At 62.3% G+C, this 26,189-nt stretch carries 20 protein-coding genes; 4 read left to right on the top strand and 16 right to left on the bottom strand.

Annotated features, from left to right (window positions below):
• Positions 1-23: 23 nt before the first annotated feature.
• The 3 genes from J3P94_RS25305 (at position 24) to J3P94_RS25295 (ending at position 3,657) form a co-directional block, all read left to right on the top strand.
• A complete protein-coding gene (locus J3P94_RS25305) occupies positions 24-1,442 on the top strand; it encodes an FAD-dependent oxidoreductase (protein WP_305497346.1) in 1,419 nt (472 codons plus the stop codon).
• Between the two features lie 252 nt (positions 1,443-1,694).
• Positions 1,695-2,762, top strand: a complete 1,068-nt coding sequence (hemE, locus tag J3P94_RS25300; protein WP_434570145.1) for a uroporphyrinogen decarboxylase — start codon at positions 1,695-1,697, stop codon at positions 2,760-2,762.
• Between the two features lie 280 nt (positions 2,763-3,042).
• Positions 3,043-3,657 (top strand): cytochrome b, encoded by a 615-nt coding sequence (locus J3P94_RS25295; RefSeq protein ID WP_434570143.1) that lies wholly within the window; start codon positions 3,043-3,045, stop codon positions 3,655-3,657.
• A gap of 26 nt (positions 3,658-3,683) precedes the next feature.
• Here the strand turns inward: J3P94_RS25295 and J3P94_RS25290 are convergent, their stop codons facing one another.
• Entirely contained in the window at positions 3,684-4,961 is a 1,278-nt protein-coding gene (locus J3P94_RS25290) for an MFS transporter (protein WP_434570141.1), read from the bottom strand.
• A 123-nt stretch (positions 4,962-5,084) separates the two neighbouring features.
• Between J3P94_RS25290 and J3P94_RS25285 the strand changes: the two genes are divergently transcribed.
• A complete protein-coding gene (locus J3P94_RS25285; RefSeq protein ID WP_434570140.1) occupies positions 5,085-5,975 on the top strand; it encodes a LysR substrate-binding domain-containing protein in 891 nt (296 codons plus the stop codon).
• An 89-nt stretch (positions 5,976-6,064) separates the two neighbouring features.
• Here the strand turns inward: J3P94_RS25285 and J3P94_RS25280 are convergent, their stop codons facing one another.
• The 15 genes from J3P94_RS25280 to J3P94_RS25210 all read right to left on the bottom strand — a co-directional run bounded on the left by J3P94_RS25280 (position 6,065) and on the right by J3P94_RS25210 (position 26,141).
• Positions 6,065-12,058, bottom strand: a complete 5,994-nt coding sequence (locus tag J3P94_RS25280; protein WP_434570138.1) for a M3 family metallopeptidase — start codon at positions 12,056-12,058, stop codon at positions 6,065-6,067.
• Between the two features lie 343 nt (positions 12,059-12,401).
• Positions 12,402-13,628, bottom strand: a complete 1,227-nt coding sequence (locus J3P94_RS25275) for a beta-ketoacyl-ACP synthase (RefSeq protein ID WP_434570136.1) — start codon at positions 13,626-13,628, stop codon at positions 12,402-12,404.
• The gene (gene fabG / locus J3P94_RS25270) at positions 13,628-14,356 is read right to left on the bottom strand and encodes a 3-oxoacyl-ACP reductase FabG (protein WP_434570135.1); all 729 of its coding nucleotides are present in this window, start codon (positions 14,354-14,356) and stop codon (positions 13,628-13,630) included. The genes J3P94_RS25275 and fabG overlap by 1 nt, the downstream gene beginning before the upstream one ends.
• A complete protein-coding gene (locus J3P94_RS25265) occupies positions 14,353-14,820 on the bottom strand; it encodes a hotdog family protein (protein WP_434570133.1) in 468 nt (155 codons plus the stop codon). Before J3P94_RS25265 ends, fabG begins: the two co-directional genes overlap by 4 nt.
• Positions 14,817-16,013 (bottom strand): beta-ketoacyl-[acyl-carrier-protein] synthase family protein, encoded by a 1,197-nt coding sequence (locus J3P94_RS25260; RefSeq protein WP_434570131.1) that lies wholly within the window; start codon positions 16,011-16,013, stop codon positions 14,817-14,819. Before J3P94_RS25260 ends, J3P94_RS25265 begins: the two co-directional genes overlap by 4 nt.
• Entirely contained in the window at positions 16,010-16,492 is a 483-nt protein-coding gene (locus tag J3P94_RS25255) for a DUF3261 domain-containing protein (protein WP_434570129.1), read from the bottom strand. The genes J3P94_RS25260 and J3P94_RS25255 overlap by 4 nt, the downstream gene beginning before the upstream one ends.
• On the bottom strand, positions 16,489-17,217 hold the full coding sequence (locus tag J3P94_RS25250; protein ID WP_434570127.1) for a class I SAM-dependent methyltransferase: 729 nt from the start codon (positions 17,215-17,217) through the stop codon (positions 16,489-16,491). The genes J3P94_RS25255 and J3P94_RS25250 overlap by 4 nt, the downstream gene beginning before the upstream one ends.
• Positions 17,218-17,227: 10 nt before the next feature.
• Complete coding sequence (locus J3P94_RS25245) at positions 17,228-18,475, bottom strand: NAD(P)/FAD-dependent oxidoreductase (protein ID WP_434570125.1); 1,248 nt, start codon at positions 18,473-18,475, stop codon at positions 17,228-17,230.
• Positions 18,462-19,619 (bottom strand): sodium:proton antiporter, encoded by a 1,158-nt coding sequence (locus tag J3P94_RS25240; RefSeq protein ID WP_434570124.1) that lies wholly within the window; start codon positions 19,617-19,619, stop codon positions 18,462-18,464. The genes J3P94_RS25245 and J3P94_RS25240 overlap by 14 nt, the downstream gene beginning before the upstream one ends.
• Positions 19,616-21,955: an MMPL family transporter gene (locus tag J3P94_RS25235; protein ID WP_434570122.1), complete on the bottom strand. Its 2,340-nt coding sequence runs from the start codon at positions 21,953-21,955 to the stop codon at positions 19,616-19,618. Before J3P94_RS25235 ends, J3P94_RS25240 begins: the two co-directional genes overlap by 4 nt.
• Positions 21,939-22,532: an outer membrane lipoprotein carrier protein LolA gene (locus J3P94_RS25230; protein ID WP_434570120.1), complete on the bottom strand. Its 594-nt coding sequence runs from the start codon at positions 22,530-22,532 to the stop codon at positions 21,939-21,941. The genes J3P94_RS25235 and J3P94_RS25230 overlap by 17 nt, the downstream gene beginning before the upstream one ends.
• Positions 22,529-22,954, bottom strand: a complete 426-nt coding sequence (locus tag J3P94_RS25225) for an acyl-CoA thioesterase (RefSeq protein ID WP_434570118.1) — start codon at positions 22,952-22,954, stop codon at positions 22,529-22,531. The genes J3P94_RS25230 and J3P94_RS25225 overlap by 4 nt, the downstream gene beginning before the upstream one ends.
• The gene (locus tag J3P94_RS25220; protein ID WP_434570116.1) at positions 22,947-24,491 is read right to left on the bottom strand and encodes an HAL/PAL/TAL family ammonia-lyase; all 1,545 of its coding nucleotides are present in this window, start codon (positions 24,489-24,491) and stop codon (positions 22,947-22,949) included. The genes J3P94_RS25225 and J3P94_RS25220 overlap by 8 nt, the downstream gene beginning before the upstream one ends.
• Entirely contained in the window at positions 24,472-25,410 is a 939-nt protein-coding gene (locus J3P94_RS25215) for a glycosyl transferase (RefSeq protein WP_434570114.1), read from the bottom strand. The genes J3P94_RS25220 and J3P94_RS25215 overlap by 20 nt, the downstream gene beginning before the upstream one ends.
• Positions 25,407-26,141 carry a glycosyltransferase family 2 protein gene (locus J3P94_RS25210; protein WP_434570112.1) on the bottom strand — a complete coding sequence of 245 codons (735 nt, stop codon included), beginning with the start codon at positions 26,139-26,141 and terminating at the stop codon, positions 25,407-25,409. The genes J3P94_RS25215 and J3P94_RS25210 overlap by 4 nt, the downstream gene beginning before the upstream one ends.
• Between the last annotated feature and the right edge of the window lie 48 nt (positions 26,142-26,189).

Raw genomic sequence — 26,189 nt, 5'->3', positions numbered from 1 at the left:
AAGAGTTTGATGAGGTTTTAACAATGGCTGAACGTCTGAATAACGACTTCCAGTTCATCGATGTCGGGCGCAAGGATCCGAAGAAGAAACTGTTGCGTCAACGCAAGAAAGAGTTCGTGGAAATCTACGAGCCCTTCAAACCCCAGCAGTCGGCCGACCAGGCCCACCGCTGCCTGGGTTGCGGTAACCCGTACTGCGAATGGAAGTGCCCGGTGCACAACTTCATTCCCAACTGGCTGAAGCTGGTGGCCGAGGGCAACATCCTCCAGGCCGCCGAACTGTCCCACCAGACCAACACCTTGCCGGAAGTCTGCGGCCGGGTGTGCCCGCAGGATCGCCTGTGCGAGGGTGCCTGCACCCTCAACGACGGTTTTGGCGCGGTGACCATCGGTTCGGTGGAGAAGTACATCACCGACACCGCGTTCGCCATGGGCTGGCGCCCGGACATGTCCAAGGTCAAGCCGACCGGCAAGCGTGTCGCGATCATCGGCGCCGGTCCGGCGGGCCTGGGCTGTGCCGACGTATTGGTGCGCGGTGGCGTGACTCCGGTGGTGTTCGACAAGAACCCGGAAATCGGTGGCCTGCTGACCTTCGGCATTCCCGAGTTCAAGCTGGAAAAGAGCGTGTTGAGCAATCGTCGCGAAGTCTTCACCGGCATGGGCATCGAGTTCCGCCTGAACACCGAGGTGGGCAAGGACGTCACCATGGAGCAACTGCTTGAGGAATACGACGCGGTTTTCATGGGCATGGGCACCTACACCTACATGAAGGGCGGGTTTGCCGGCGAGGACCTGCCAGGCGTCTACGACGCGCTGGACTTCCTGATCGCCAACGTCAACCGCAACCTGGGCTTTGAAAAGTCGCCGGAAGATTTCGTCGACATGAAAGGCAAGAAAGTCGTGGTACTCGGTGGTGGCGACACGGCGATGGACTGCAACCGCACCTCGATTCGCCAGGGCGCCAAGTCGGTGACCTGCGCCTATCGTCGTGACGAAGCGAACATGCCGGGCTCGCGCAAAGAGGTGAAGAACGCCAAGGAAGAGGGCGTGAAATTCCTCTACAACCGCCAGCCGATCGCGATTGTCGGGGAAGACAAGGTCGAAGGCGTGAAGGTAGTCGAGACCCGTCTTGGCGAACCGGATGCCCGTGGCCGCCGCAGCCCCGAGCCGATCCCCGGTTCCGAAGAGATCATCCCGGCCGACGCCGTGGTCATCGCCTTCGGCTTCCGTCCAAGTCCGGCGCCGTGGTTCGAGCAGTTCAGCATCCAGACCGACAGCCAGGGCCGCGTCGTTGCCCCGGAACAAGGCCAGTACAAGCACCAGACCAGCAACCCGAAGATCTTCGCCGGTGGCGACATGGTCCGCGGTTCGGACCTGGTGGTGACGGCGATCTTCGAAGGCCGCAATGCGGCGGAAGGGATTCTGGATTACTTGCAGGTCTGACCCGCCTCCAGGCCTCAAATGCAGTAACCCTTGTGGGAGCGAGCCTGCTCGCGAAAGCGGCCTGTCAGCTAACTTCAATGTTGGATGTGCCGGCCTCTTCGCGAGCAGGCTCGCTCCCACAGTTGTTTTGTGGTGTTAGACGACTGTGTTCCACCGCGACAAATTGCCCCGATAGATAAAAGGCACGGCTCTTGCCGTGCCTTTTGCGTCGCGCTCTGAGAAAATGCCCGCACTTTTTTTCCGGATGCCGACATGACTGCCCTGAAGAACGACCGTTTCCTTCGCGCCCTGCTCAAGCAACCTGTAGACGTCACCCCGGTGTGGATGATGCGCCAGGCCGGTCGCTATCTGCCGGAGTACCGCGCCAGCCGCGCCAAGGCCGGCGACTTCATGAGCCTGTGCATGAACCCGCAGTTCGCCTGTGAAGTCACGATGCAGCCGCTGGACCGCTACCCGCAGCTGGACGCGGCGATTCTGTTCTCCGACATCCTCACTATCCCTGACGCCATGGGCCAGGGCTTGTACTTCGAGACTGGCGAAGGCCCGCGCTTCAGGAAAGTCGTCAGCAGCCTGGCCGACATCGAGGCGTTGCCGATTCCCGATCCGCAGAAAGACCTCGGCTATGTCATGGACGCCGTCAGCACCATTCGCCGCGAACTGAACGGCCGCGTGCCGCTGATCGGTTTCTCCGGCAGCCCATGGACGCTCGCGACCTATATGGTCGAAGGTGGCTCGTCGAAAGACTTCCGCAAGACCAAGGCCATGCTCTACGACAACCCCGAGGCCATGCATTTGCTGCTGGACAAGCTGGCGCAGTCGGTCACGTCCTACCTCAACGGCCAGATCCTGGCCGGTGCGCAAGCGGTGCAGATCTTCGACACCTGGGGCGGCAACCTGTCGGCGGCGGCGTACCAGGAGTTTTCCCTGGCCTACATGCGCAAGATCGTCAGCGGCCTGATTCGCGAACACGAAGGTCGCAAAGTCCCGGTGATCCTTTTCACCAAGAACGGCGGGCTGTGGCTGGAAAGCATCGCCGATGCCGGCGCCGACGCCCTGGGCCTGGACTGGACCTGTGACATCGGCAATGCCCGCGAGCGCGTCGGTAACAGAGTCGCGCTGCAAGGCAACATGGATCCGACCGTGCTGTATGCCAAGCCAGAAGCCATCCGTGCCGAAGTCGGGCGCATCCTCGCCAGTTATGGCAAGGGCAGCGGGCACGTGTTCAATCTCGGTCACGGGATCACCCCGGAAGTCGACCCGGAACACGCCGGGGCCTTCCTGCGGGCGGTGCATGAGTTGTCGGCGCAATATCACGGGTAATTATCGCGGCATCCTGAAACCTGTCCGGACTTGTGCCGGGCAGGTTTTTTATGCCGATTGTGTTTAAGTTTCCTCACAACTTTTTCAAAGGTTAAGGGTTTCTATTTTTTAACGAAGTTCAAACAAGGAAAAATCCTTTAGCTAGTGCAGATTTTTCCTACAGAGAAAACGTCAATGTCTCTGTAAGGTTTCGCCTCCCGTGATAGGACGCGTAGAACAATCTACGCGACTCCAAGAACGACTTGATTGTCGTTCTTCTTGACGAGTGGTCTGAAACTTTATGAAAACCAGAATTTTAAAGGGAAGCGCGATCGCAGGATTTGATTCTTCGTTGCCCTTGTTTCCCGAATGCCCGCAGAAAAGCCCTCCGAGCTATTCCAAACCGCGGATACTACTGCACTGGATATCGGCCTTCATTATCCTGTGGACGCTGGTATCCGGTTTTTATGTGGCCTATGTCCCGGTGCCCGTCTTGATCAAACAATGGGTTGGGTCGCTTAATGTTTCACTTACAACGGTATTGATTCCGTTGTTTACCTGGCGACTCTGGTTGTTTTTCTCCAACCTTGAAATCCGGGCTGCGGCATCGTCCATCAATAAAAGCCTGGCGCTGGCGGTACATGCAGTGATCTACCTGGTCACCAGCGTCGTGCTGGTCACCGGCGTGCTGATGATGACAACGCCGATCAGCCTGTTCGGGCTCGTCCAGATCCCCCAGCCGCTGGATTACGAGCGACTGAACGACCTGGCGTTTACCCTCCACATTCTGTCCTGCCTGGCGCTTGCGCTGCTCGTCGCATTGCATATTTGCGCAGTGGTCTGGCATGAGTCTTCTGGCCGCAGGGTGCTACGGCGGATGACATTCAAGAAATCTGTAGGCGTGCTCATTCAGTGAGCGCAGGTGGTATTGCGTCAGTGAAGCTAGCCCTGGACGTTGCCGGGGAGCGGCGGCAGCTTCGCCAGTTTCACGGCTACCAGCAATGCCACCAAGAGCAGTGCGCCGATGAACAACCCGGTTCCGTTCCATCCTCCCAGGTGCCACGCGACCCCGCCTGCCGTACCGGCAATACTCGAACCGGCGTAATAGCTGAACAGGTACAACGACGAAGCCTGCCCCTTGGCCTTGAGGGCGCGGCGGCCGATCCAGCTGCTGGCCACCGAGTGCGCGCCGAAGAAGCCGAAGGTGAACACCAGCATGCCGATGATCACCAGCCAGAGCGGCGTGAACAGCGTCAACAGCAGGCCCGCCAGCATCAACGCGATGGTCGCCCAGAGCATTTTCCGCCGACCGAGCTTGTCAGCCATGGCCCCGACCTTGGCCGAACTGTAGATGCCGGACAGGTACACGACCGACAGCAACCCGACGAATGCCTGGTCCATATGGTAAGGCGCGGCCAGCAGGCGGTAGCCGATGTAGTTGAACAGCGTGACGAACGCCCCCATCAGTACGAAGGCTTCAAGAAACAGCAGGGGTAGCCCGGCGTCGCGAAAGTGCAGGGTGAAACCGTCCAGCAGGCTGCGTGGATGCAACGAGCGTGGGCGGAAGTTGCGCGATTCGGGAAGGATCCGCCAGAACACCGCCGCCGCAACCAGGGCCAGGCCACCGATCACCAGCATCGCGGTATGCCAGCTGACAAAGTCGATCAATACGCCGGTGATCAGCCGCCCGCACATGCCGCCGATGGCGTTGCCGGCGATGTACAGCCCCATCGCCAGCCCGATGTGCCTGGGATGGATTTCTTCGCTCAGGTAGGTCATCGCCACGGCCGCCAATCCGCTTAACGACAGCCCCACCAAGGCGCGCAAGACCAGCACGCCTTGCCAGGTGGGCATCATCGCGCTGGCGATCGTGCAAAGCGCCGCTGCGAACAGCGCAGCGACCATCACCGATTTGCGGCCGATGCGGTCGGAAATCGGACCGGTGATCAACAGGCCGACGGCAAGCAGGCCGGTCGCCACCGACAGGATCAAGCTGCTCTGGGCGGCGTTGATGGAAAATTCCGCCGACAGCAGCGGCATCATCGGTTGCACGCAATACAACAGCGCGAAGGTTGCAAAACCGCCGCAAAACAACGCCAGCACCGTACGCATGAACAACGGCGTGCCTTTTTCGATATAGATATCTTTCAGCTCGGCAGCGGCATCATCCTGGGGGCGCGGCGGGATTTCATGGGCCAGTGGAGCGGCAGCGGTTTTCACGATGGACCTCGGAGGGGAGCACGGCCTGGCAGGCAATGAAAAAAGCATATAGCCGGCTAATGTTTCTATCCAATATATTGTTCGACCTGTTTAAGACGTTGTAAGACTTATTGAGTAAGGTCCATGGAACTGCGTCATCTGCGTTACTTCATCGCCGTCGCCGAAGAGCTGCACTTCGGCCGCGCCGCCTTGGTGCTTGGGATCTCCCAGCCGCCACTGAGCCAACAGATCCAGGCGCTGGAGCAAGAGATTGGTGCACGCCTGTTCGAGCGCACCAACCGTCGCGTCGAACTGAGCGAGGCCGGAAGGCTGTTTCTCGAAGAGGCGCGCCGGGTCCTGGCCCAGGTCGACAAGGCTGCCGACGTAGCCCGCCGCGCCCAGTTGGGGGAATTGGGCGAGCTGAAAATCGGCTTCACCTCCTCAGCCCCCTTCAATTCCACCATTCCCCAGGCGATCTTCACCTTTCGCCAGCGCTTTCCCGCAGTCCACCTGAACCTGCGGGAAATGAGCAGCACCCAAGTGGCCGATGCGTTGCTCGACGAGGCCATCGACGTGGGCATCATGCGTCCGCTGCCACTTCCCGACGCCTTGAGCGAAATCGAACTCAGCCGCGAACCCTTGGTGGCTGTGCTCAGCTCCAAGCACGCGTTAGCCCAGGGCAGTGACGAAGGCCTGTTTCTCGCTTCGCTGGCCGAGGAACCGTTCGTGTTTTTCCCCCGCAGCTACGGCAGCGGTCTCTACGCCCAACTCCTGACGCTGGCCCGCGATGCCGGTTTCAGCCCGCACTTCGCCCAGGAAGCGGGCGAAGCCATGACCATCATCGGCCTGGTAGCGGCGGGGCTGGGCGTCTCGGTCTTGCCGGCGTCTTACCAGCGCATGCGTATCGACGGCGTGGTCTACCGGTCATTGCTCGACCCGGCGGCGGTCTCGGCGGTGTGGCTGGTCCAGCGCAAGGACCAGCGTTCGCCGATGGCAAAGGCGTTTGTGGCGCTGTTGACGGGCGCTCCGCAGTGATCCGGCTCTCAAGCCCCGCGCAAAAAGCCGGGCTGTGGGTAAAGGGCGCAGAGTAGCGCCTTTTACATTGGCGCCGCGTCTGGTTCGCCTCAATCTCCCCAGACGATTGCCTGTCGATTGGTGTGGTAGCTATAGAATCCCTGGAGCTCCCAAGTGTCCCCCTTGCGTTCAAACGCGGCGCGCCATGCGCCTCTGCCGCTACCAGGGTCCAACTGGGCCATGTCATACCAATAGAACTGGTTGATGCGCTTTGTGGTTGTTCTGCCGGTGCGGATGTCATCCATTATTTCGTTGATTTTTGCTCTGGCTGGTTCAGGGAAATTGTCATAGGAGAGTTGTGTTTCAGCCAGCGGGCCAATTTTCACCGTGAATCTATCTGTTCCGACAGGTACTTCAGGTTCTACGGGGGCTTGGATTTCGGCAGGCGTCGGGTGGGGTATCTTTTTTGAAGGGAGCCTCGTAACGATCTCTATCTCCGGTGCTGCGAAATATTTAAGACTTGACTCAAAGCTTTGGATTTCCTGCGCATTGATCAGGAAATTTTTCTTCTGGGATTTGCCCTTGTTGTAAACAAGATAACTCAAACGGTTGCTTCTGATTTCTGTCAGCAATCCAGGCGTATCGGTGGCTTTCATTCCATCCCTGATATGTTCGCGTATGATCTTCGCATATTCATTGGCGCCTTCGGGCGTATCAATGTATTTATCTGCCGCTGGGATATCCCCATTAAATTTCGCTCTCAGGGCATTCCTGGCTTGTTCCTCAGCTGTCTTATTCCTCTCCGAAACACGGTCCTGTATACCTTTCAGCGCGTTCATTTTTTGTCCTGCCGCGATCACGATAAATTTCGCGCCGGTCAAGCGATCCGATATCACCGAGAAAATTGTCTTGAACTTTATGTCGGTGGGATGGAGCTCCTTACGAAACCGTAGCAAGGAATCGAATATTTTTATTTTTTGCGAGGTGCTCAATTCGGTGCCCGTTATGTTTTGTTCGAAGTGGCGGGCGAAAGAGTCCACTGCCTTCCACGCTGAAAGTTTGTCGCGCAGGGCTAGTAGTGCGTTTTTGTGCGGTGCGGAAGGTATCGTGCCCTGATTCAGGTCATGGAGGAGAGAGCGATAGGCGGTGATGTGGCTGACGCCAACATCGTCCATGCTCTCCCTGAGGATGCGCTCCGTCAGTTCGGTAGGCATGGAATGGGCCGTATCCCTCCTGTCCCTGTACATGTCCGAGGTGGGGTTGGGGTGGCCCGCCAAGGCGCCTTCCACAAGAGCGTTGTGAGGAGTGTCCGGTGTTTTCAGCAGGCTTAGGATGGGACCTCCTCCGCGTAGTCGATCCCGTTCCTTGGCCTGCCACTGTCCGTCCACCCATTTCACGTTTCGCTGGTCTGCGCGGTTGGCCGGTGCATAGACAATCCTTTCACCGCCTTGCATCGCTGTTTTGTAGTAATCCCTGCCTTGCTTCAGATAACCCTGCCCGCCTGCATCCCTGAACAGGTCTCGGCCCTCAGGTATCAGCCCTTTTCCGTCCATCCCTTTCAGGCGTAACGGTTTTAGCTCCGAGGCCGGCATGGGCGGCAGTGTCGACAGGGGGCGGGTCTTGCGCCGCCGTTTGCTGGCGCGACTCATGATCAGGTCTTCGCCACCCTCCGCCAGCACGTCTCGCAGCCCACTGATGAAATCACCTGCCCATTGGTCGAGGCTGCCGTTTTCATCCTTTATGGCCGCCACCGCAGCGCCCCCGGCCATCACCGGCAGGATCGCGCGTCCCAACATTCCACCCAGCCGGCTCGCGGGAAACATCGACAGCATGCCCGTCAACAAGGAGATGCCTTCGCGGCGTCCCTCCTGGGCCGCTGTGCTGTCGCGTTCGGCGTTGGATACCGTCAGCGCATCCACAGCCTTGAGTGCGTGGGATACCTGCGTTTCATGCAGCGCTTCGAGTAGATGTGTGCCCACGACAGGAAAAGAGGCGCCTGAGGAAAAGCTGTCGACCGCCTTGGACTTGATAAACGAGAGAATGGATTGCGTGACATGCTTGATTTTTTCGTTCGTCGTGAGATTCGGATCGGTCGGCGCCATGCTGGCGACCTGAGCGGCCTGTTCCGCCAGCGGCAATCTGGAAATCAGCCAGTGGGTCATTTCTGGCGTACGGGTAAGCGCTCTCGCTACGGCTCGCGTCAAGTCCCGGCTTGCCCCGGCATGTACCTCGCGGAACACCTTGCCGTCCGGTGCCTGCGGGGTGTACAGCGTCAGTGACGGTCGGCTCGCCGGTGTCTTGACGCCGAACGCCAGCACATCGTTGAGTACGCTGTCGCCCCATTGAATTTGACACACCTGCGTTTCATGACCGTTGATCTTGCGGCGTCCCGCAGGCGTGGGGCTGTCGAGCACCGCTAATACCAGATTCAGCCCGGTATTGTGCCGATCGTAGGTCAGGTCGCCCGAGATATGGGCAGTCCACACCTGGGTCCGGAGCGCCTTGCCTTTCAAGGCCATCCAGTCGGCCTTCCGCTCGTTGGCCTTGAGCTGTAAAGCGGCGGGCAGGCGGGCGCCCACGTCAGCGCTGGCGATGAGATCCTTGATCTGGGCAAAGCTGAGCGGCCCGGCTTCACTGTGATGAAGGGCGTCGCGTTCATCGGGCATCAGGTTGGACATCGCCCATTTCGCCAGCGAGCGGCGGTCTTCGAAAAAACTCTTCACGGGGTCCAATACGATCCCGGACTCAAACGGCGATGTACCGTGTGGGGTGCGCGGATCGACTATCTGCTTTCGGATGCTCAAAAATATCTGGTCAGGGTCCGCAACCAGGTTTTTTTCGCGAATGAGACGGGCAAGCTCGGTGCGGGTCCAGTTCTCGATGGCTTCAGAAGTTGCCAGGGCCACCGGATCAGGCGGCAACAAGATCATGTCCTCCACGGTTTGCCGCCAGTCCTGCGTCGCCGCCCACCAGGCCAGGCGATCAGCACCGCTGACGTACCGGTAGCCGTGCAGCCAGTCATTGAGTTTTATCCGGGCACAGCGCAATTGGTAGGCGTCCATGGTCCACGTCAGGTCCAGGCTCTCTCCGAGGCCAACTGCCTGGTCGAGACGTTGCACCCATGTATCGAGCGGTTCTTGCGCCGCGTATTGCAGCACCTCCAGCACTGCCTGTTTCTGCTCCTCTCGCAGAGCGTTGGCCTGGCGGACGACGAAATTTTCCGGCAGGGGGGCAAGATGTACCTCCCCCTGTGCTTCACCGTTTTGCTGAAGGAGAGCAGTCAGCGCGACCAGGCTGTCGACGGCCTCCAGGGGCTCTCCCGGGCGCCACAGCGCAGCTGCGGCCAAGTCATCGCTGCCCGGTTGCGTCAGTATCACTGCATCGCGTACCGGTAGGCTGCCTTCCCATTCCGGCGGGGTGTATTGCACGGCGTATACACCCGGACGAATGCGTTCGAGCATTTCCTCTCGCGATGCTGCGTCCGGCGCCGATAGCGCGTAGTCCGTTATCGCCTTGTGCAACCGTGGGGTGAGTGTTGCGTCCAGCAGATGCAAATCCGCTTGCGTCATCAGTTGCCCACCGAGTTCATCCGCGAGCCAGTCGATGACATTGCGACCCGCACTGAAATCGGCCGGTTGTTCCCAAAACCTGTCCAATGCCTGCTTCAATTGCGATTCATACGCAATCGGGGCCGAGCCGAGCATCCGCTCGATGGCCGTCTTCGCGTCAGTGCTGTTAAGCCCGGCCGGTACTGTCGCGGTGGTGTCCGGCTCATGGACGATATCAACTTCCCCAAGATCCAGAAAAAGCTCACGAAGATTGGCCCGCCCGGTGGCCGCACGCCAGAAAAGTGCGTTGAGGGTCATGGCCGGCCCTTGTCGGGGCCGTACCCACAGGTCTTGCACGCTGAAGGTCTCGGCCAGGGTAGGGAAAGTGCTGGCGAACCAGTCGTTCAGATGTTGTTTCGCGATGGCCGACGGCACTGGAACGGCGTCGTTCAAGCGAATCATCCGTTGCTGGGCGACATCCAGCTGATGAATCAGCGAGGCACTTGGGTCCGGGGCGCTGTCGGCCTGTTCTGACTCGTCTGCAACTGGAGCAACCAGGCTGTCGACGGGATGCCCGAGGAACCCTTCCAGCGACTGGGTTAACCGACGGGTATCACCGTGGGTAAAAAATGCCTCTCGAAAAGCGCGGCCAGTTTCGCTATCGAACTCGCCGTTGGCCACAAACTGCCCATAGGCGGTCCTCGCGAGCTCATTCGCCCAGAAATAGGCGTAGGTCGCGGCCGCATAACGCGAAGCGTTGGTCACCCAACTGTTGAATGGGCGCGCGCCGACAGGCCATTGCAACTGTCCGACCTCAGTATTCAACGCGTCAAATATTTCTTGAGTGCTGCGCCCGTCGCCAGAGGTCCGGTGCACTTCGAGATCAAACAATACCTGGAGAAAATCATTTGCCGCAGCCCAACTGGTTTGCGTGCTGGTAGCCGTCAGCAGCCGATCCGCTTGTTCGGCAGGTAGTGGCTCGCCTGTTTGGTAATGGCTTGATACCCAGACCAGGAATTGTCGGGAAAAACTCCACTGCTCAAATACCTGGGCGGCAAACTCGGTTGCATCGAGGGCGAGGCCGTTCAATCCGGAAATATCCCGGTGCTGTGCGCGCGTCAAGAGTAGTTGCAGGCAGTGGCCGAGCTCATGCAGGAGGGTTTTTAGTTGTTCATGATCGAGCAAGGAGGGCATCTCTCCGACGCCCGGTGTGAGGTTGCCCTGCAGCACGGCGATGGGTAGCCGGGGCCGCCCTTCGGCGGTCACTCTGCGATTACGAAGTGTGCGCATCTGGCCCAGCACGCCGCTTGGTTCATGTCGATAAGGATCGACGTAAAGATAACCGATGGCCTGCCCATGCTCCTTGAGCTCGAAAAGGCGAACATCGTCATGCCAGGTATCAAAATGCGGGCGCTCGAGCAGTTCGACGCCAAACAGTTGCTGGATGAATTGACAGAGGCGGTTCAGCACGCCTTCCAATGGAAAGTACTCGCGCAGTTGCTGCTGCGAAGCGCCCTCCTGTCGGCGTATTTTTTCGGCCAGGTATTCATAGTCCCAAGGTTGCGGCTCAGCGATACCGTGCTGTAACGCCAATGCCTTGAGTTCCTCTGCTTCAGACGCAAAGAGGCTTCGATACCCATCAAGCGAGTCACGTAGGAACGCCAACACTTGATCGGTGGACTGCGCCATCTGCCGGTCAACGACCAACTCAGCGAAATTCCCATACCCGAGTATTCCGGCTTTTTCGTGACGAGCCTCCAGCAGTGCCCTAAGCACATCATCGTTGCCCGGCTGCGCGGCGAACGGTTCCTGGCCCGTCGCCCGCGCGTGGTAGGCGAGCCACATTGCTTGGCGCAGGGGACGATGTTCGGCATGGAGCATCACCATGCGGTACTGCTCATCGTCCAGGCGGACCTGCCAGCCCTGAAGGTTTTTCGCCCGGGCGTCGTTCGCCATCGATTGCTTCAGCGAATCGGGCACACCGGCCAGTAGCGATTCGTCCTCGATGTGCTTGCTCCAGGCTTCGCCGGCCTGTTCCACCCGCAACAGGAACTCACGTTCAAGTCGGCTGATGTAGACATTCAACTCGGCCAGGCGTTGTTGTGGGGCTTGTGCAAGGTGAATCCCGGCTAACCGGAACTCCTCCAGTATTTTGTCCAGCACTCTGCGCCGAGGACTGTCGAACAGCCTCGCCATCCGGCTATCGGCAAGCCTTCGGTACAGCTGGAACAGTTCCTTGTTTCCCCAGAGCAATGCCTTGAAGTCCGTGGCGAGCTCGATGCAGCGTGTCACTGCATCCCTCCATTCCTGCTGAGCGTTCACTGAGCCGAGGATGTCGATCACTTCCATAGTGCCCTCGAGCCGTGCCTTGACGGCATCCATCGCCAGCACCAAGTCATCCCAGGTGGGTAAAAGTGTTTGGCTGGCAATGATTTCGGCAATGGTCAAGTGGCTTTCGGCAATTATCTTTTCAATGGCCGGTACCAAATGTCTGACGCGAATGGTTGAGAAGGGCGGCAGATCATAGGTAGACAGCAAGGGATTGTTCGGCGGCATGGTCGCTTCCTGAGGAGTTTTCGGAAGCAAACGCTATGGGAGGCGCGGCAGGAGGGGGCGGTACATGATTACCGCACGCCGGAGGGGGAAGGCGTGTATGGGGCCTGGCCGATGGCGCTCAACTGCTGGTCGAGCGGGCGTGGGCTATCTGGAAGCCTCACGAGCAGGCTCACTGGATCACCTCGCAACCCAGCACAGCAAGACGCCGACCGCCAAGGCTTAACCCATTCCCAGATGGAGTTCGAAGGGCTTCAGGGCTGCTGCGCAGCCCGGCGGGAGCAAGCTCCCTCGCCACGGGAAAGCACTGAGATCAATTGCACGGATGGCGTTGACGATGACTGCTTCAACGCCAGCGCCGGAAAATCAGCGAGGTGTTGACCCCGCCGAAGGCGAAGTTGTTGTTCATCACGTACTCGTTGCTCATGCTGCGGAACTCGTTGCGCAGGTAATCGAGACGGCCGCATTCGGGGTCGACCTCGTCGAGGTTGAAGGTGTGCACGTAGCGGTCGCGGTTGAGCATTTCGATGCTGAACCAGGATTCCAGGGCTCCGCAGGCGCCCAGGGTGTGGCCGAGGAAGCTTTTTTGCGAACTGATGGGCATGTGTTCGCCAAACAGGCTGCTGGTGGCCAGGGTTTCGGCAATGTCGCCCTGCTCGGTGGCGGTGCCGTGGCCGTTGACGTAGCCAATGGCGGACGGCTCCAGGCCAGCATCTTCCAAGGCCAGTTCCATGGCGCGCCGCATGGTGCTCAATTCGGGACGGGTGGCGTGCTGGCCGTCGGCATTGCTGCCGAAGCCGACGATCTCGGCGTGGATCCGCGCGCCACGAGCCAGCGCGTGCTCAAGTTCTTCGAGCACCAGCATTCCGGCGCCCTCGCCGATCACCAAGCCATCGCGGCCCTTGTCGTAGGGTCGCGGGCTGGTTTGTGGGGCATCGTTTTTCAGGCTGGTGGCGTAGAGCGCATCGAAGACCATTGCTTCGGTCGGGCACAGTTCCTCGGCGCCGCCGGCGAGCATCAACGGCAGGCGGCCGAACTTGATCGCCTCGTAGGCATAGCCGATGCCATGGCTGCCGCTGGTGCAGGCGCTGGACGTGGGAATCAGGCGCCCGGTCAGCCCGAAGAAAATGCTGATATTGGCCGCCGTGGTGTGCGGCATCATCCGCACGTAGGAGTTGGCGTTCAAACCTTCGGCGACGCTGTTGAGCAGCATGTTGCCGAAGGCCTTGATCTCATCGGTGCTTCCCGTGGAGGAGCCGCACGACACACCCATGCGTCCATCCTTGATCGACGGGTCGTCCAACAGTCCGGCGTCGGCCAGGGCTTGTTCCGCCGAGCCCACCGCCAGGCGGGAAACCCGGCCCATGCTGCGCAGTTGCTTGCGGGTCCAGTGGGCCGGGACCTGAAAGTCGTCCACGGGCCCGGCCAGGCGGGTGTTCAATTCGCTGAAGCGGTCCCACTCGTGCATGCGCCGGATGCCGCTGCGGTTGGCGGCGAAGTTGGCCGCGATGGTCTCCCAATCGCTGCCCAGGGAGGTGATGCCGGCCATGCCGGTGACGACGACGCGCTTCATCAGCACAGGCCTCCGTTGACGGCCAGGACCTGCCGGGTGATATAGCCGGCTTCGGCGGACATCAGGAAATTCACCGCGCTGGCCACTTCTTCAGGCGTGCCCATGCGCTGGGCTGGGATCATTTTCATCAGTTCTTCCACGGGGACGTTTTCATCGAGCATGGCGGTATCGATCAACCCCGGCGCGACGCAGTTGACGGTGATCTTGCGCTTGCCCAGCTCGATTGCCAACGCCTTGGCCGCACCGATCAGGCCCGCCTTCGAGGCGCTGTAGTTGACCTGGCCACGGTTGCCGATCAGGCCGGACACCGATGTGATGCAAACGATTCGTCCGGCGGCGCGGCGGCGAATCATCGGCATCATCACCGGGTGGAGCACGTTGTAGAAACCGTCGAGATTGGTGCGCATCACGCTGTCCCAGTCGTCCTCGCTCAGGGCGGGGAACGCGCCGTCGCGGGTCAGGCCGGCGTTGAGCACCACGCCGTAGTAGGCGCCGTGGGTTTCCACGTCGGCCTCGAGGATGGTCTTGCAGGCGGCGCGATCGGAGACGTCGAATTGCAGCACCCGGGCATTGCGGCCCAAGGCCTGGATTTGCACCTGGACGGCTTCGGCCTCGGCGCGACCGCTGCGGCAGTGCAAGACGATGTCGTGGCCGGCCTGGGCCAGGCGCAGGGCGATGGCGCGGCCGATGCCACGGCTGGAGCCGGTGACCAGTACGGATTCAGTCATGGCTGGTTTCCTGTTGCGGACGGTTCATTGAGGTACTGGGCGGCATGGGGCGGGCGGAACACGTTCAACCGTGCGCTGGCATGGATGCCCGGCGCGCGGATGTGGCATTCGAACACACCCATGCCGTTGTCGTCTTCCAGCGATCGGATGCCGTGCAAGATCAGCTCGGTGCCGAGGGGGAAATATTCGACGTTGCATTCGAACTTGCGGGTACCGAGCAAAAAGCCCAGCTCCACGGCATCGCCGCGTTGGCGTGCGTGGCAACCGGCAAACGCCGCGACGCTCTGGGCCATCAGCTCGATGCCGACCCAGGCCGGCAGCGCGCCGTCGTCGCGGTTGAACAGACCGCCGGGCCTGACGGTGGCGAGGGTGTGGATCTGCTCGTCATCAAAGGACAGGATCCGGTCGATGAGAATCATGTCGCCGGCGTGGGGCAGCAGTTCGGCGAGCGGCCAGTCAATCATTGCGCGTCTCCGATAATCAGGCTGACGTTGTTGCCGCCGAAAGCAAACGAGTTGCTCATCAGGCGACGGGGCAGGTCCGGATGCAAGCGGGTGTCGGACGTTACCCAGTCCAATGCCGGCAACTCGGGGTCGGCCTGGCCGTCCCAGACGTGCGGCGGCAGGGCCTGTGCGGTATTTTCACCGGACAGGGCCAACCAGCAGAACGCAGCCTCCAATGCACCCGCCGCGCCGAGGGTGTGGCCGGTCATCGGCTTGGTCGACGAGCAGGACACGCCCGCCGGGAACAGGCCGGCCACCGCGTGGCTTTCCATGGCGTCGTTATGTTGCGTGGCGGTGCCATGCAGGTTCAGGTAGTCGATCTGGCTGGCGTCCAGGCCGGCGCAGCGCAAGGCTTTTTCCATGGCCTGGCGGGCACCCCGGCCGCTGGGTTCCGGCGCAGAGATGTGGTGCGCATCGGAACTGGCGCCGTCGCCGAGCAGGGCAATCGAGTGCCCATCCGACGGCGTCTTGCTCATGAGAAACAGCACCGCCGCTTCGCCGATGTTGATGCCGCTGCGGTTCACCGAGAACGGATTGCAGCGCTCGCCGGAGACCGCTTCCAGTGCTGAAAAGCCGTTGAGGGTCAGCTTGCACAAACTGTCCACGCCACCGCAAAGCACCGCGTCGCACAATCCCAGGTCGAGCAGGCGGCGAGCGCTCATCAGGGCCCGAGCGCTGGAGGTGCAAGCGGTCGAGATCACGTAGGACGGGCCGCTCAGGCCAAGCCAGTCGGAGAGAAAGTTGGCGGGCGCGCTGAGTTCCTGCTGCTGGTAGTCGTAACCTTCGGGGAATCGTTGTTCGCGCAGATAGTGGGCAATGCCCTGGCTGGCCTCGTCGATGCCCGAAGTGCTGGTCCCCAGCACGATGCCGATGCGCGCACGACCGTAAGCCTGGATGGCCTGATCGATCTCGGGACGAATCTGCAACCCTGCTTCGAGCAGCAGCTGATTGTTGCGGCTGCGTTGCGCCGCCATGGATTCAGGGATAGCGGCGAGCTCTCCGGTTACGCAAGCCACCGGCAATGCCCGTTCGGCCACCCAGCCGGCTTCGACGCGCACGCCTGAGCAGTCGCCGGCAAACAGGTTGCGGGCAACGTTTTGTTTGCCTCGACCCAGGGCGCAAACCACGCCCAAGGCGTTCAAATAAGCGGTCATCGTGCGCTCTCGCTCAACGGTGTAATGCGATAATTCGGCCCCTGCGGCAGGCTCAATTGAAAATCCAGCGGTTGCCTGTAGCGCACCTGCCAGCGGGTATCGAGCGTTCGTCGGGCGTCTTGCTGCCGGGCGGCCGGGTAACGGCCGGCCAGTTCCGCCTCGGGGGTCAGGGCAAACAGCAGGGCGGCGAACAATTCCCGGGCTTCGGCATTGGGCGGCAGCAGGCCGTCGGCTTGCCATTGGCTGTCGACCAGGCGCTGGCGAGCGACGGGAATGCCCAGCGGATCCATCATCGACCAGCGGATGCCGGCGCTTTCGCGCTGGATCACCAGCAGCCAATCCTGGCGCTGGCCGTCCAGTTGCCGTTCGACGTGCAATTGCAGCGGCAGCGCCAGGGTCGGCATGCGCTCGGGCAGTGGTGCCTGGCTGGCGCAGGCGCTGAGCAGCAATAGAAAACCTGCAAGCAGACCACGGATCATCCGGCGACCCCTTCGAGCGGCTTGCGGGCCACCACGTTGACCAGGGTTTCCTCGCGCTCGCCAAACGGCCTGGGCCGGCGCAGGCCCCAGCGTTCCAGCAGGCCGAAGTCCCTGGCGCGGCTCCACCACAGGTACGGATAGGAGATGTTGCAGTCTTCGAAGCGGAACCCTTGATTGGCGATCATCGCTAGGTATTGCGCCGCGCTTTTCTGCACCTGCATCGGGTGGCGGAACAGCCAGCGGATCACCCAGGTATCGATGTAGGCCTTGGTGGATTCGGCAAACAGGAGGTAGCCGCCGGGCTTGAGCACGCGATAGAACTCGGCGAGGGCTTTTTCCTGTTCCACCAGGTGATGGAAGGTCTGGTGGCAGAACAGCAAATCGACGCTGGCATCGGGCACCGCCAATGTCGCGCAGTCGCTGCCGATCAGCTCCACGGCCATGCCCTGGCGAGCCGCTTCCTCGTCGCTCAGATTCAGGCTGTGAGGGTCGGCGTCGACGCCAATCAGGCGTTGCGGCGCGAACACCTGGCGCAGATACCGGAACGATTTGCCCTGGCCGCAACCGGCATCCAGCAGCACCGGATTTGCCGGCGGCGAGGAGCTGAACAGGCTGCGCAGATCGTCGATGGCCACGCGCAGCACATGGTGCTGCCAGGTGTGGCTGCGCAGGAACCAGAAACCGAAGCGGGTTTCTTCGACGTAGTTGTCGCTCAGGTAGCTCATGGTTGCTTGCTCATGGCGCCGGGCTCGCGCAGATTTCCGAAAGCATGCGCAAGCGCCGTTTGGGTTCGCTGACGAACGGGTTGCGCTGGTCCCAGGCATAGCCGGCGAGGATCGCGCTGATCATGCGGCGAATGTCGGCGGAGCCTTCGCTGTAGAAAATCACATCCTGGAAAGTACCGGCGTACCAGCCCTCGACGTAGCAGCGGAAGGTATCGACGCCGCGCTTGAGCGGTTCGGCGAACTCGCTCTGCCAATCCACCTGTTCACCTTGCAACTGACGATGCAGCACGCCGGCGGCCATGCTTGCCGAGCGCATGGCGATGGTCACGCCGGAAGAAAACACTGGGTCGAGGAATTCCGCGGCGTTGCCCAGCAGGGCGAAGCCAGGGCCGTGGAGAGTCTTGACGTTGGCCGAGTAGCCGCCGATGGTCCGTGCCGGCGTGTCCCACACGGCATTGCCCAGTACGCTGGCCAGGCTTGGGGTTTCGTTGATAAAGCCGCGCAGGCAGGCATCGAGGTCGTCGGTGCGGCCTTCGAAATGCTCCGCCGCGGCGACCACGCCGACCGAGCAACGACCGCCGCTGAACGGAATGGTCCAGAACCACACGTCACGCTGGGTCGGATGGGTGGTGATGAGGATTTTCTCTCGATCAAATGCCGGGCTGTCGATGCGGTCTTCGATGTGGGTGAACACCGCCTGGCGCGGCGGGAAGTTCGACGGCGCCTCAAGGTCCAGCAGGCGCGGCAGGACCCGGCCGTAGCCGCTGGCGTCAAGGACGAAGTCTGCCTCGACGCGGTACTCGCTGCCGTCTTCGCGCTGCACGCCCAGTTGCGGTTTGACCAGGCTGAAATCGGCGCTGGCGATGGCCTGGCCGTAGCGGATTTCCACGCCTTGCAGCGCCGCCTGATCGGCCAGCAACTTGTCGAAGTCGGCGCGCTGGACCTGGAACGTGGTGGGCTTGCCTTCGCTGAAGGTGTCGCCGAAATCGAAGGCGCTGTAGCGCTCGCCCCAGGCGAATGCCGCGCCATTCTTGCGCTGGAACCCGGCGGCGTTAACCGCCTCGAGCATGCCGGCTTCTTCGACGAAATCCAGGCAATGGGACAGCAGGCTTTCGCCAATGGAGAACCGTGGGAAATGCTGGCGCTCGATGACCAGCACATCGTGGCCCTTGCGCTTGAGCAGTGCGGCGGCGATGGCGCCGGAAGGGCCTGCGCCGATGATGACGACCTGTCGACGTTCCATTTCAACTGTTGACACGGGGGCTCCTCGCCGGGACGGCAATCGAGGGAATACGGTGAAAGCCGGCCAGGGCCGGCAGCAATGTGGCGAACAACCCCATCAGCATCAGTGCGAAATACAGCGCCGGGCTGATGAGTTGTTGTTGCAGCAACAGATTGAGAAAGACGATTTCACTCAAGCCGCGAATATTCAGCAGGATGCTTTCCCGAAAGCGGCTGGCACCGGCGAACGAGGCTCCGGCCCAACCCAGCCCCAGCCAGTTGCCCAGCAGTTTGCTGGCAATCGGCAACAGCAGCAACGCCGCCAGCTGGACCCAGCCGAGGCTGTCCAGGGCGCTGTGCACATTGATCTGCACAATGCCGAACGTCAGGATCAAGGGAATGGCCAGGTAGGTCTGCAACCTGTGCATCCACTCCGCGCCGAGCGGCAATACCAGCGGCACTTTGAGCGCCGCCATGCACAGCAGATAGCCGATGCCGGTGATCAGCGCGTTGAGCCGGTAATGCTCGGCCACCACCAGCAGGGCAAAGAACAGGCCACTGTGCAGCAAGGGTTGGCGCAGGCCCGCCAGGCGCAGCAGCAACGGCACGCCGGCGGCGGCCAGCGGCAGCAGCAGACTGGCCAGGTGCAGGCTGCCCTGGGCCAGGGCGAACAGGCTCCAGCAGATCAGGTCGATCAGGATCGCGGTCTGCACCAGGCGGCGGGTCGCGTCGGGCGGGTAGGCGATGTGGCGCAGATACAGATACAGCACAGGTATCGCCGTGATCGCGAATAGCAGCCCCACCGCCAGCGAGCTGATCCACGGTTGCGGCGGCAGCAGCCAGAACGCGGTCGCCAGGCCGCAGGCAAACGGCACGCCAAAGCTCGGCAAGGCGATTTTCACGCTCTGGCGGTCGAGGCGCAGGTCGATCACATCGCTGAGGATATGCCCGAGCAAGAGGGCGAACGCCAGGCTGTAGAGGTTCTTCAACCACACCGGCGAGACCAGTTGCGCACCGCTGAGGTGCCAGCCCGGTTCGATCCAGAAATACATCAGCAAGGGCAGGCCGAACGTCGCCAGCAGCAACTGGCTGACGATCGGGATCAGTCCGCAGCGCCGCCCGACAATCGTCGCCACGGCAAACAGCGCCAGGGCCATCAACCAGAACAGCGGGGTCATCATTGCACCGGCTCCGTAGCGGCATTCGCATGGGCCTGCTGCCCGGCCCACGGCGCCAGCATGAAGCTGAACGCCAGCCCCAGGCTCACCGCGAGACCGAAGTTGCTCACGGCCGGCGTGCTGGACAACGCCAGCAGGCCGAACGACAGCCAGGTGGTGATCGCCGCCAGCAGCGTGCCCAGCAGGCTCACGGCGGCCCCACCGATCCGTTCACGCATGAGGATGGCGTAGTCGACCCCGATGGCCGTCACCAGCAACAGGCCGAACAGACTGAACAGCGTCAACGGTTGCCCCAGCCAACCGAGGCTCGCCAGGCTGCACAGCGCGGCCAGGAGCGGCAGGGCGACGACGCGCAAAGCCCCGCCGACGCCGAACGGCCAGATCAGCACCAGCACGATCAGCACGCAGGACGCCAGCTTCAGTTCGGCGGCGCTGACCTGCGTGGCGGCGAAGACGCGGTTGAGGTCGCCGAGGCGATCCACCAATTGCACGCCGGGCAGATCCACCGCCTGCACGCGGAGCAACGCGGCATCGTTCAAGCCTTGCAGGCTGACCACCGCCGCCACGCCTTGGCCCGTCGGACCGAGCCAGAGCATGCGGTAGGGTTCGGCCAGCGGCCCGCTCAATGCGGCATCGATGTCGGCGGTTGGCAAGGCCTGCAACTGCTTCAACTCCGCTTGCAGCGCGGCGAGCGGCACGCCCAAGTCCAGCAGCGGTTGCCAGAACGCCGGCAACCGCGCCAGGGCCGCGCGGAGTTTTTCCTGTTCGGCGGGTGGGCTGACCAGTTGATTGAGGGACAGGTAGCCCTGGAGTTTTTCCAGGCCGATCAACTGGTCGAGCCGCTCGTTGAGGGCGGTCTGGCGTTCGAGCAACTGCGCTTGATCATCGGCACGGATCAGGAAGAACTGGCTGGTCGGCTGGAAGCCGGTGATGCGCGCGACATCGCGGGCTTCGTCGGTCAGGTGCTGGGGCGTGCCGATCCACTGGCGGATGTCGTTCTTGCTGGTCAGTTGCCAGAGACCGCCACCACAGAAGGCCAGCAACAAGGCCAGCAGAATCGGCGTGCGCACCCGCGCCAGCAGCACTTCGCGACACCTGAGCAGGTTATCGCAGAGGCGTAGCGGCCATTGCGCCGGGCGCAGGTCGGCGTGCTTGAGCAGGGCCGGCAACAGGCAGACCGCCGACAGATAGGCGCCGACCAGGCCGGCGGCAGAGAAGATAGCAATCTGGGTCAAGGCCGGGAAGGGCGTCCAGGCCAGCGCCAGATAGCCGATGCAAGTGGTTGCCAGGCTCAGGCTCAGGCCCGGCAGGGTCAGGCGCAGGGCCAGCCAGCTGCGCCATGGCTTGAGGCTCCAGCTTTTGGACAGGTAGTGCAGCGGGTAATCCACCGCCACGCCGATCAGGCTCGAACCCAGGACCAGGGTCATCACATGCATGCGCCCGAACAGCGCCACGCACGCCACTGCGCCGAACAATATGCCGACCAGCACCGGCACGAACGCCAGCCACACGGCAAAGCGTCGGAACGCCAGCAACAGTAGCAGCAGGATGCCGACCGTCGCGCCGCCGCCGACCCAGGTGATCTCGCGCGAAGCCTGTCGCTGGCCACTGGCGGCATACAACAGGCCGCTGGCCGCCAGCAATTGGCCCTGGGCCTGGCTGGCTTGATCACGGCTGCGTTGCAGCAGATCGGCGACTTGCAGCGGCAGGTGCATGTCGAAGGCGTTACCCTGGGTACGTGCCCGCAGCATTACCCAATGCTTGCCATCGGCTTCGGCGACCAGCGCGCCGCTGCCCATTTCCAGTTGTATGGCGCCGCGTTGTGGCTGGCTATTCTGGATGCGCCCGGTCAGGCCGAGCCAGTCGTCCTGGCTGGGCACCAGGCTGAAGCCGCTGAACGGGTCGAACAGGGCCTGTACCCGCTGCTGGATAAACGCCTGGGGCTGCTCGATCAACTGTTGCCGGTCGACTGCCGAGAGCATCGCCAAGCGGCCATCCAGCAACTGCGAACGAAGCGCCGGCAAGTCGGCCTGGAGCGTCCATTGGACCTTGTCGAACAGCCCGCTGGCCTGCCATTGCTCGCCGAGGGCTTGCGCCAGGGCGATGGCCTGCTGGCGATCGGCGTGGCCGACCAGCACCAGGATCTCGCGATTGAGCGGTTCCTGCATGCGCTGTTCAGCGACAAGCTCCAAGGCGTCCGGGGATGTGCCCGGGACCAGTTCCATGAGGTTGGCCGACAGCGGCGCACCGTTGCGCCATTGCCAACCGGCGAGCGCGAGCACCGCCAGCAGCAGGACCAGGAACAGCCTCGGTAGCCTGCGTTCACTCGGCAAAGTCATGTTGCTCCGCTTCGCTCAAGGGTTGCGCGCCGGTAGCGTCTTGCATCCGCAGTACAGTGCTGTCGCCCTGGGTTTCCAGCAGTTCGATGCGCTGGACCAGTTCGCCGCCGTCGATATTGATCTGCTTGAAGACTTGTTTGAGCAGCACCGAGCGTGGGGTCAGGGTGAGTTTCCACTGCTGCGGCTGGCCCGACAGGCTCAGCTCGAAATCCCGCTGCAAGCCGCTGCTGTCGCCCTGCAACACCGCCAGGAACAGGCGGTTCTGCTCGGCGCCGGCGCTCTTGTTCGGCAGCATCTGCCAGGCGTTGCCATCGCGCCGGGCGATACCTTTGGCCGTGATCCGGTAGTCCTGTTGCAGCGGCGTTTGCAGCAGCCACAGCAGGCCGTGGTTTTTCGCCAGCACGAAACGGCCCTTGCTGATCAGCGGCTGGGGCAGGGCGCGCAGATGTTTTTCCTGGATGAACTGGCCGTGGATCACCTCCGGGCGCGCCAGTTGCTCGCTCAATTGCTGCAGGTCGAACGCCTGGGCCAGCGGCGGCAAGCCACACAGGAGCAGCCAGATGAACAGGCGTTTCATGACAGTTTCCTCTCGACGGCTTCGACAAATACCCGAGGCGAGGCCAGCAGCATTTCACGGCTGGCCATGTCCACGGCGACCTGCACCGAACTTGCCCGGGTCAGGCGTTCGTCGGTGGCGGCGTCGCTGATCAGGTAATTGATCTTCAGCCGGTTTTCCCACTCCACCAGGCTGGCGCGCACGGTCAGGGTCTGGCCGAACACCGCGCTGCGCACATAGCGTAACTGCAAGTCGATGATCGGCCAGGCATGGCCGGACTCGAGCATGTCGTTGTAGTTGTGGCCGATCAGGTCGAGCAAGGCGCAGCGGGCCACTTCGAGGTATTTGACGTAGTGGCCGTGCCAGACCACGTTCATCGAGTCGACGTCGAAAAACGGCACCACGATCCGGGTGTCAACGTGCAGAACGCCCTGGCTACGCATGCAGCCTCCAGTGTTGCTCGGCGATGCGTTGCAGGCACAAGCGCAATTCGCCTTCCAGGGCGCGATCTTCGATGACCGGCGGGAAGTCTTCGGCCAGTTGCCGGTGCATGGCGGCCAGCGCTGGCGGCAACGGTCGCGCGTCGTCGACACGGCTGCGCAGCCACACGCCTTGGTTGGCCGCCAGCAAGGTCGCGGCGGCCACCTGTTCGGTCAGCTCCAGCACACGGATCGCGTCCCGGGCGGCGATGGTGCCCATGCTGACCTTGTCCTGGTTGTGGCATTCGGTGGAGCGCGAGAACACGCTGGCCGGCATGGTGTTCTTCAAGGCTTCGGCGGTCCAGGCGCTGGTGCCGATCTGCACGGCCTTGAAGCCATGGTTGAGCATCGCCCGCTCGGCGCTGGCGCCGGACAGGTTGCTCGGCAGGCCATGGTTGTAGCGCTCGTCCACCAGCAGTGCGAGCTGGCGGTCGAGCAGGTCGGCGACGTTGGCCACCAGGTTTTTCAGACTGTCCATGGCAAAGGCGATGTGCCCGCCGTAGAAATGCCCGCCATGCAGCACGCGCTCGGCTTCGGCATCGATGATCGGGTTGTCGTTGGCGCTGTTGAGCTCGGTTTCGATGAACGAACGCAGCCAGCCCAGGCTGTCCGCCAACACCCCTAGTACGTGGGGGGCGCAGCGCAGGGAGTAGCGATCCTGCAGGCGATGCAGCGGCGCTGTCGGTGCGTCGATGGCCAGGTCCTTGCGCAGCCACGCGGCGACCTGCATCTGGCCCGGGTGTGGCTTGGCGGCGAACAGGCGCTCGTCGAAATGCTCCGGGTTGCCTTGCAGGGCGACGACATTCAGCGCGGTGATCCGGGTCGCCAGTTGCAACAGGTAATCGGCGCGGGCGAAGGCCAGGCAGGCGAGGCCGGTCATCACTGCGGTGCCGTTCATCAGCGCCAGGGCTTCCTTGGGCCGCAGCACCAGCGGCGTCCAGCCCAGCTCGCGGTGCACGTCGGCGGCCAGCCGCTTTTCGCCACGGAATAGCACTTCGCGCTCGCCGGACAGCGTGGCGGCGACGTAGGACAGCGGCGTCAAATCGCCGCTGGCGCCCACCGAGCCTTCTTCCGGAATCAGCGGCAGGATGTCGTGTTCGAGAAAGGCCTGGAGTCGCTCCAGCAGCTCCACTCGCACCCCCGATACGCCGTGGCACAGCGACTGCAAACGCGCCGCCAGCACGGCGCGGGTAGCCTGGGCATCGAGCAGCTTGCCCAGCCCGCAGCCGTGGAAGGTGTACAAGTGTCGCGGCAAGGCTTCGACATGGTGCAACGGCACGGCCACCACGCAAGAGTCGCCGTAGCCGGTGGTCACGCCATAGATGACGCCTTCCTTGTCCAGCAACGAGTCGAGGAATTGCGCACCCTTGGCAATGCGCTGGCGGAACGCCGGGTCCGCCTGCAGTTGCGTCGGCGCCTGACGGTTGGCCAGGGCCAGCACGTCTTCGATGCGCAAGGCGTGTTCGCCGAAGGTTACCGGCTCAGGAATGGGCTTGGTCATCGGTCTTCCAGAAAGGGTAAAAGTTGAACCACTGTTGTGGCGCCTGGAGGCAATATTGCGCCAGACGGGCGGCGTACAGGCCGGCCCAATGGGCGATCACCTGTTCGCGCTCGTTGCGTTTCCAAACCACGGCATCGACGAACGGTTCGAGGGTGACGCGATAACGTCCCTCGTGCTTGAGGCACATCAGCAGGTTGACCGGGCATTTCAACAGACCGGCCAGCAGCCAGGGCCCTTGCGGGAAGGCGGCCGGGTGCCCCATGAAATCCACCGTCACGCTGCGCCCGCCATGCAGCGGCACGCGGTCGCCGGCGATCGCCAGCCATTCGCCGCGCTCCAGGCGTTCGCTCAGTTGCAGCATGATCAGCGGGTCCAGCTCGCTGACCTGGATCAACCGCAGGTGCGTGGCGCCGGCTTCGCCGAGCAAGCGATTGAACTGCTCGGCGTGCTTGGTGTGCACCAGCACGTTCATGGTGACTTTCTCGCCCAGTTCGGCCAGGGCCCGGCACATTTCCAGATTGCCCAGGTGCGCGCCCACCAGCATTTGCCCACGGCTGTCGCGCAGGTGATTGCGCAGCAGTGCCGGGTCGACGATTTCGATCTGCTCGATGCTCAGTTTGCCGTTCCAGACGTCGAGTTTGTCCAGCAGCGAGTCGGCAAAAGCCATGAACTGTCCGAACACTCGCCGGTGCGTCGGGCGCAGCTCGGGCTGGCGGCTCCAGTCGGCGAGCCGCTGCTGGTATTGCCGCGCCGCTTGCCGGGCACTGCGGCCGAAAACGAAGAAATACAGGACGATGCCGTACAGCACCGGCGTGAGAAGCCTTCGGCCAAGGACCTTCGCAGCAAACGCGGTGAGTTTCATCAGCCAGAAACTGCCGCGTTCCTGGCGGTCTGCCCAGTGCTGTTTGTCTGTGCTCATGCTCGCCACCGCCGCCAGAGAATCACCGGCAAGCGCATCAGCATGCCGAAGAACAACCGAGTATGCATGCGTGAAATCAGCACGTTGTCGTGGAACAGGCGAAAGTGCGAAACCCCGTCCAAAGGGTAGTGCACGCGGGTGCGCAACCAGTGCATTGGCTGGTTGCGCCAGGACAGGCGCACCAGGATGTCCGAATCGAAGTCCATGCGCTTGCCGATGTTCGCCGAGTCGATCAGTGCGAGGGTGGGGGCCAGGGGATAGACCCGGAAGCCGCACATCGAATCGCGGATCTGCAGGGACAGGCTGTTGATCCAGACCATCACGTGAGTCAGGTAGCGCGCGTACAGACGGCCCTTCGGCACGCTGGCGTCGTACAGCGGATAGCCGCAGATCAGCGCGTCCGGGTGGGCGCGGGATTGCTCGATGAAGGTGCGCACGTCGCCAAGGTCGTGTTGCCCGTCGGCGTCGACCTGCAAGGCGTGGCTGAAGCCCAGGCGCGAAGCCTCCCGCAGGCCGGTCATCACCGCGCCGCCCTTGCCTTGGTTCACCGCCAGCCGGACCAGGTGAACCCGCTCATGCCCGGCCAGTTGCTCCAGCACAGCTGCGCAGGCCGGGCTGCTGGCATCGTCCACCAGCACGCAGGGCAAACCGTTGCCGAGCAACGTCTGGACCACCGTCGCGATGGCGGTTTCGTGGTTGTAGACCGGGATGACGGCGCAGGGGTTATGCATGCGGTATGTCTCGGCGGCTGAGGAGCATTTTGTGGCGAGGGAGCTTGC

Source organism: Pseudomonas sp. Z3-8 (genome assembly GCF_051131975.1).
Taxonomy (GTDB): Bacteria; Pseudomonadota; Gammaproteobacteria; order Pseudomonadales; family Pseudomonadaceae; genus Aquipseudomonas.
The sequence above is the reverse complement of the archived record's forward strand: the minus strand, read 5'-3'. Positions and strand labels throughout refer to the sequence as shown.

Coding starts and splice junctions, on each gene's coding strand:
- J3P94_RS25210 (WP_434570112.1), bottom strand. CDS start 26,141: ATGCATAACCCCTGCGCCGTCATCCCGGTCTACAACCACGAAACCGCC.
- fabG (WP_434570135.1), bottom strand. CDS start 14,356: ATGACTGAATCCGTACTGGTCACCGGCTCCAGCCGTGGCATCGGCCGC.
- J3P94_RS25260 (WP_434570131.1), bottom strand. CDS start 16,013: ATGACCGCTTATTTGAACGCCTTGGGCGTGGTTTGCGCCCTGGGTCGA.
- J3P94_RS25215 (WP_434570114.1), bottom strand. CDS start 25,410: ATGAGCACAGACAAACAGCACTGGGCAGACCGCCAGGAACGCGGCAGT.
- J3P94_RS25275 (WP_434570136.1), bottom strand. CDS start 13,628: ATGAAGCGCGTCGTCGTCACCGGCATGGCCGGCATCACCTCCCTGGGC.
- J3P94_RS25250 (WP_434570127.1), bottom strand. CDS start 17,217: ATGAGCTACCTGAGCGACAACTACGTCGAAGAAACCCGCTTCGGTTTC.
- J3P94_RS25230 (WP_434570120.1), bottom strand. CDS start 22,532: ATGAAACGCCTGTTCATCTGGCTGCTCCTGTGTGGCTTGCCGCCGCTG.
- J3P94_RS25255 (WP_434570129.1), bottom strand. CDS start 16,492: ATGATCCGTGGTCTGCTTGCAGGTTTTCTATTGCTGCTCAGCGCCTGC.
- J3P94_RS25295 (WP_434570143.1), top strand. CDS start 3,043: ATGAAAACCAGAATTTTAAAGGGAAGCGCGATCGCAGGATTTGATTCT.
- J3P94_RS25240 (WP_434570124.1), bottom strand. CDS start 19,619: ATGATGACCCCGCTGTTCTGGTTGATGGCCCTGGCGCTGTTTGCCGTG.
- hemE (WP_434570145.1), top strand. CDS start 1,695: ATGACTGCCCTGAAGAACGACCGTTTCCTTCGCGCCCTGCTCAAGCAA.
- J3P94_RS25220 (WP_434570116.1), bottom strand. CDS start 24,491: ATGACCAAGCCCATTCCTGAGCCGGTAACCTTCGGCGAACACGCCTTG.
- J3P94_RS25225 (WP_434570118.1), bottom strand. CDS start 22,954: ATGCGTAGCCAGGGCGTTCTGCACGTTGACACCCGGATCGTGGTGCCG.
- J3P94_RS25285 (WP_434570140.1), top strand. CDS start 5,085: ATGGAACTGCGTCATCTGCGTTACTTCATCGCCGTCGCCGAAGAGCTG.
- J3P94_RS25235 (WP_434570122.1), bottom strand. CDS start 21,955: ATGACTTTGCCGAGTGAACGCAGGCTACCGAGGCTGTTCCTGGTCCTG.
- J3P94_RS25265 (WP_434570133.1), bottom strand. CDS start 14,820: ATGATTGACTGGCCGCTCGCCGAACTGCTGCCCCACGCCGGCGACATG.
- J3P94_RS25280 (WP_434570138.1), bottom strand. CDS start 12,058: ATGCCGCCGAACAATCCCTTGCTGTCTACCTATGATCTGCCGCCCTTC.
- J3P94_RS25305 (WP_305497346.1), top strand. CDS start 24: ATGGCTGAACGTCTGAATAACGACTTCCAGTTCATCGATGTCGGGCGC.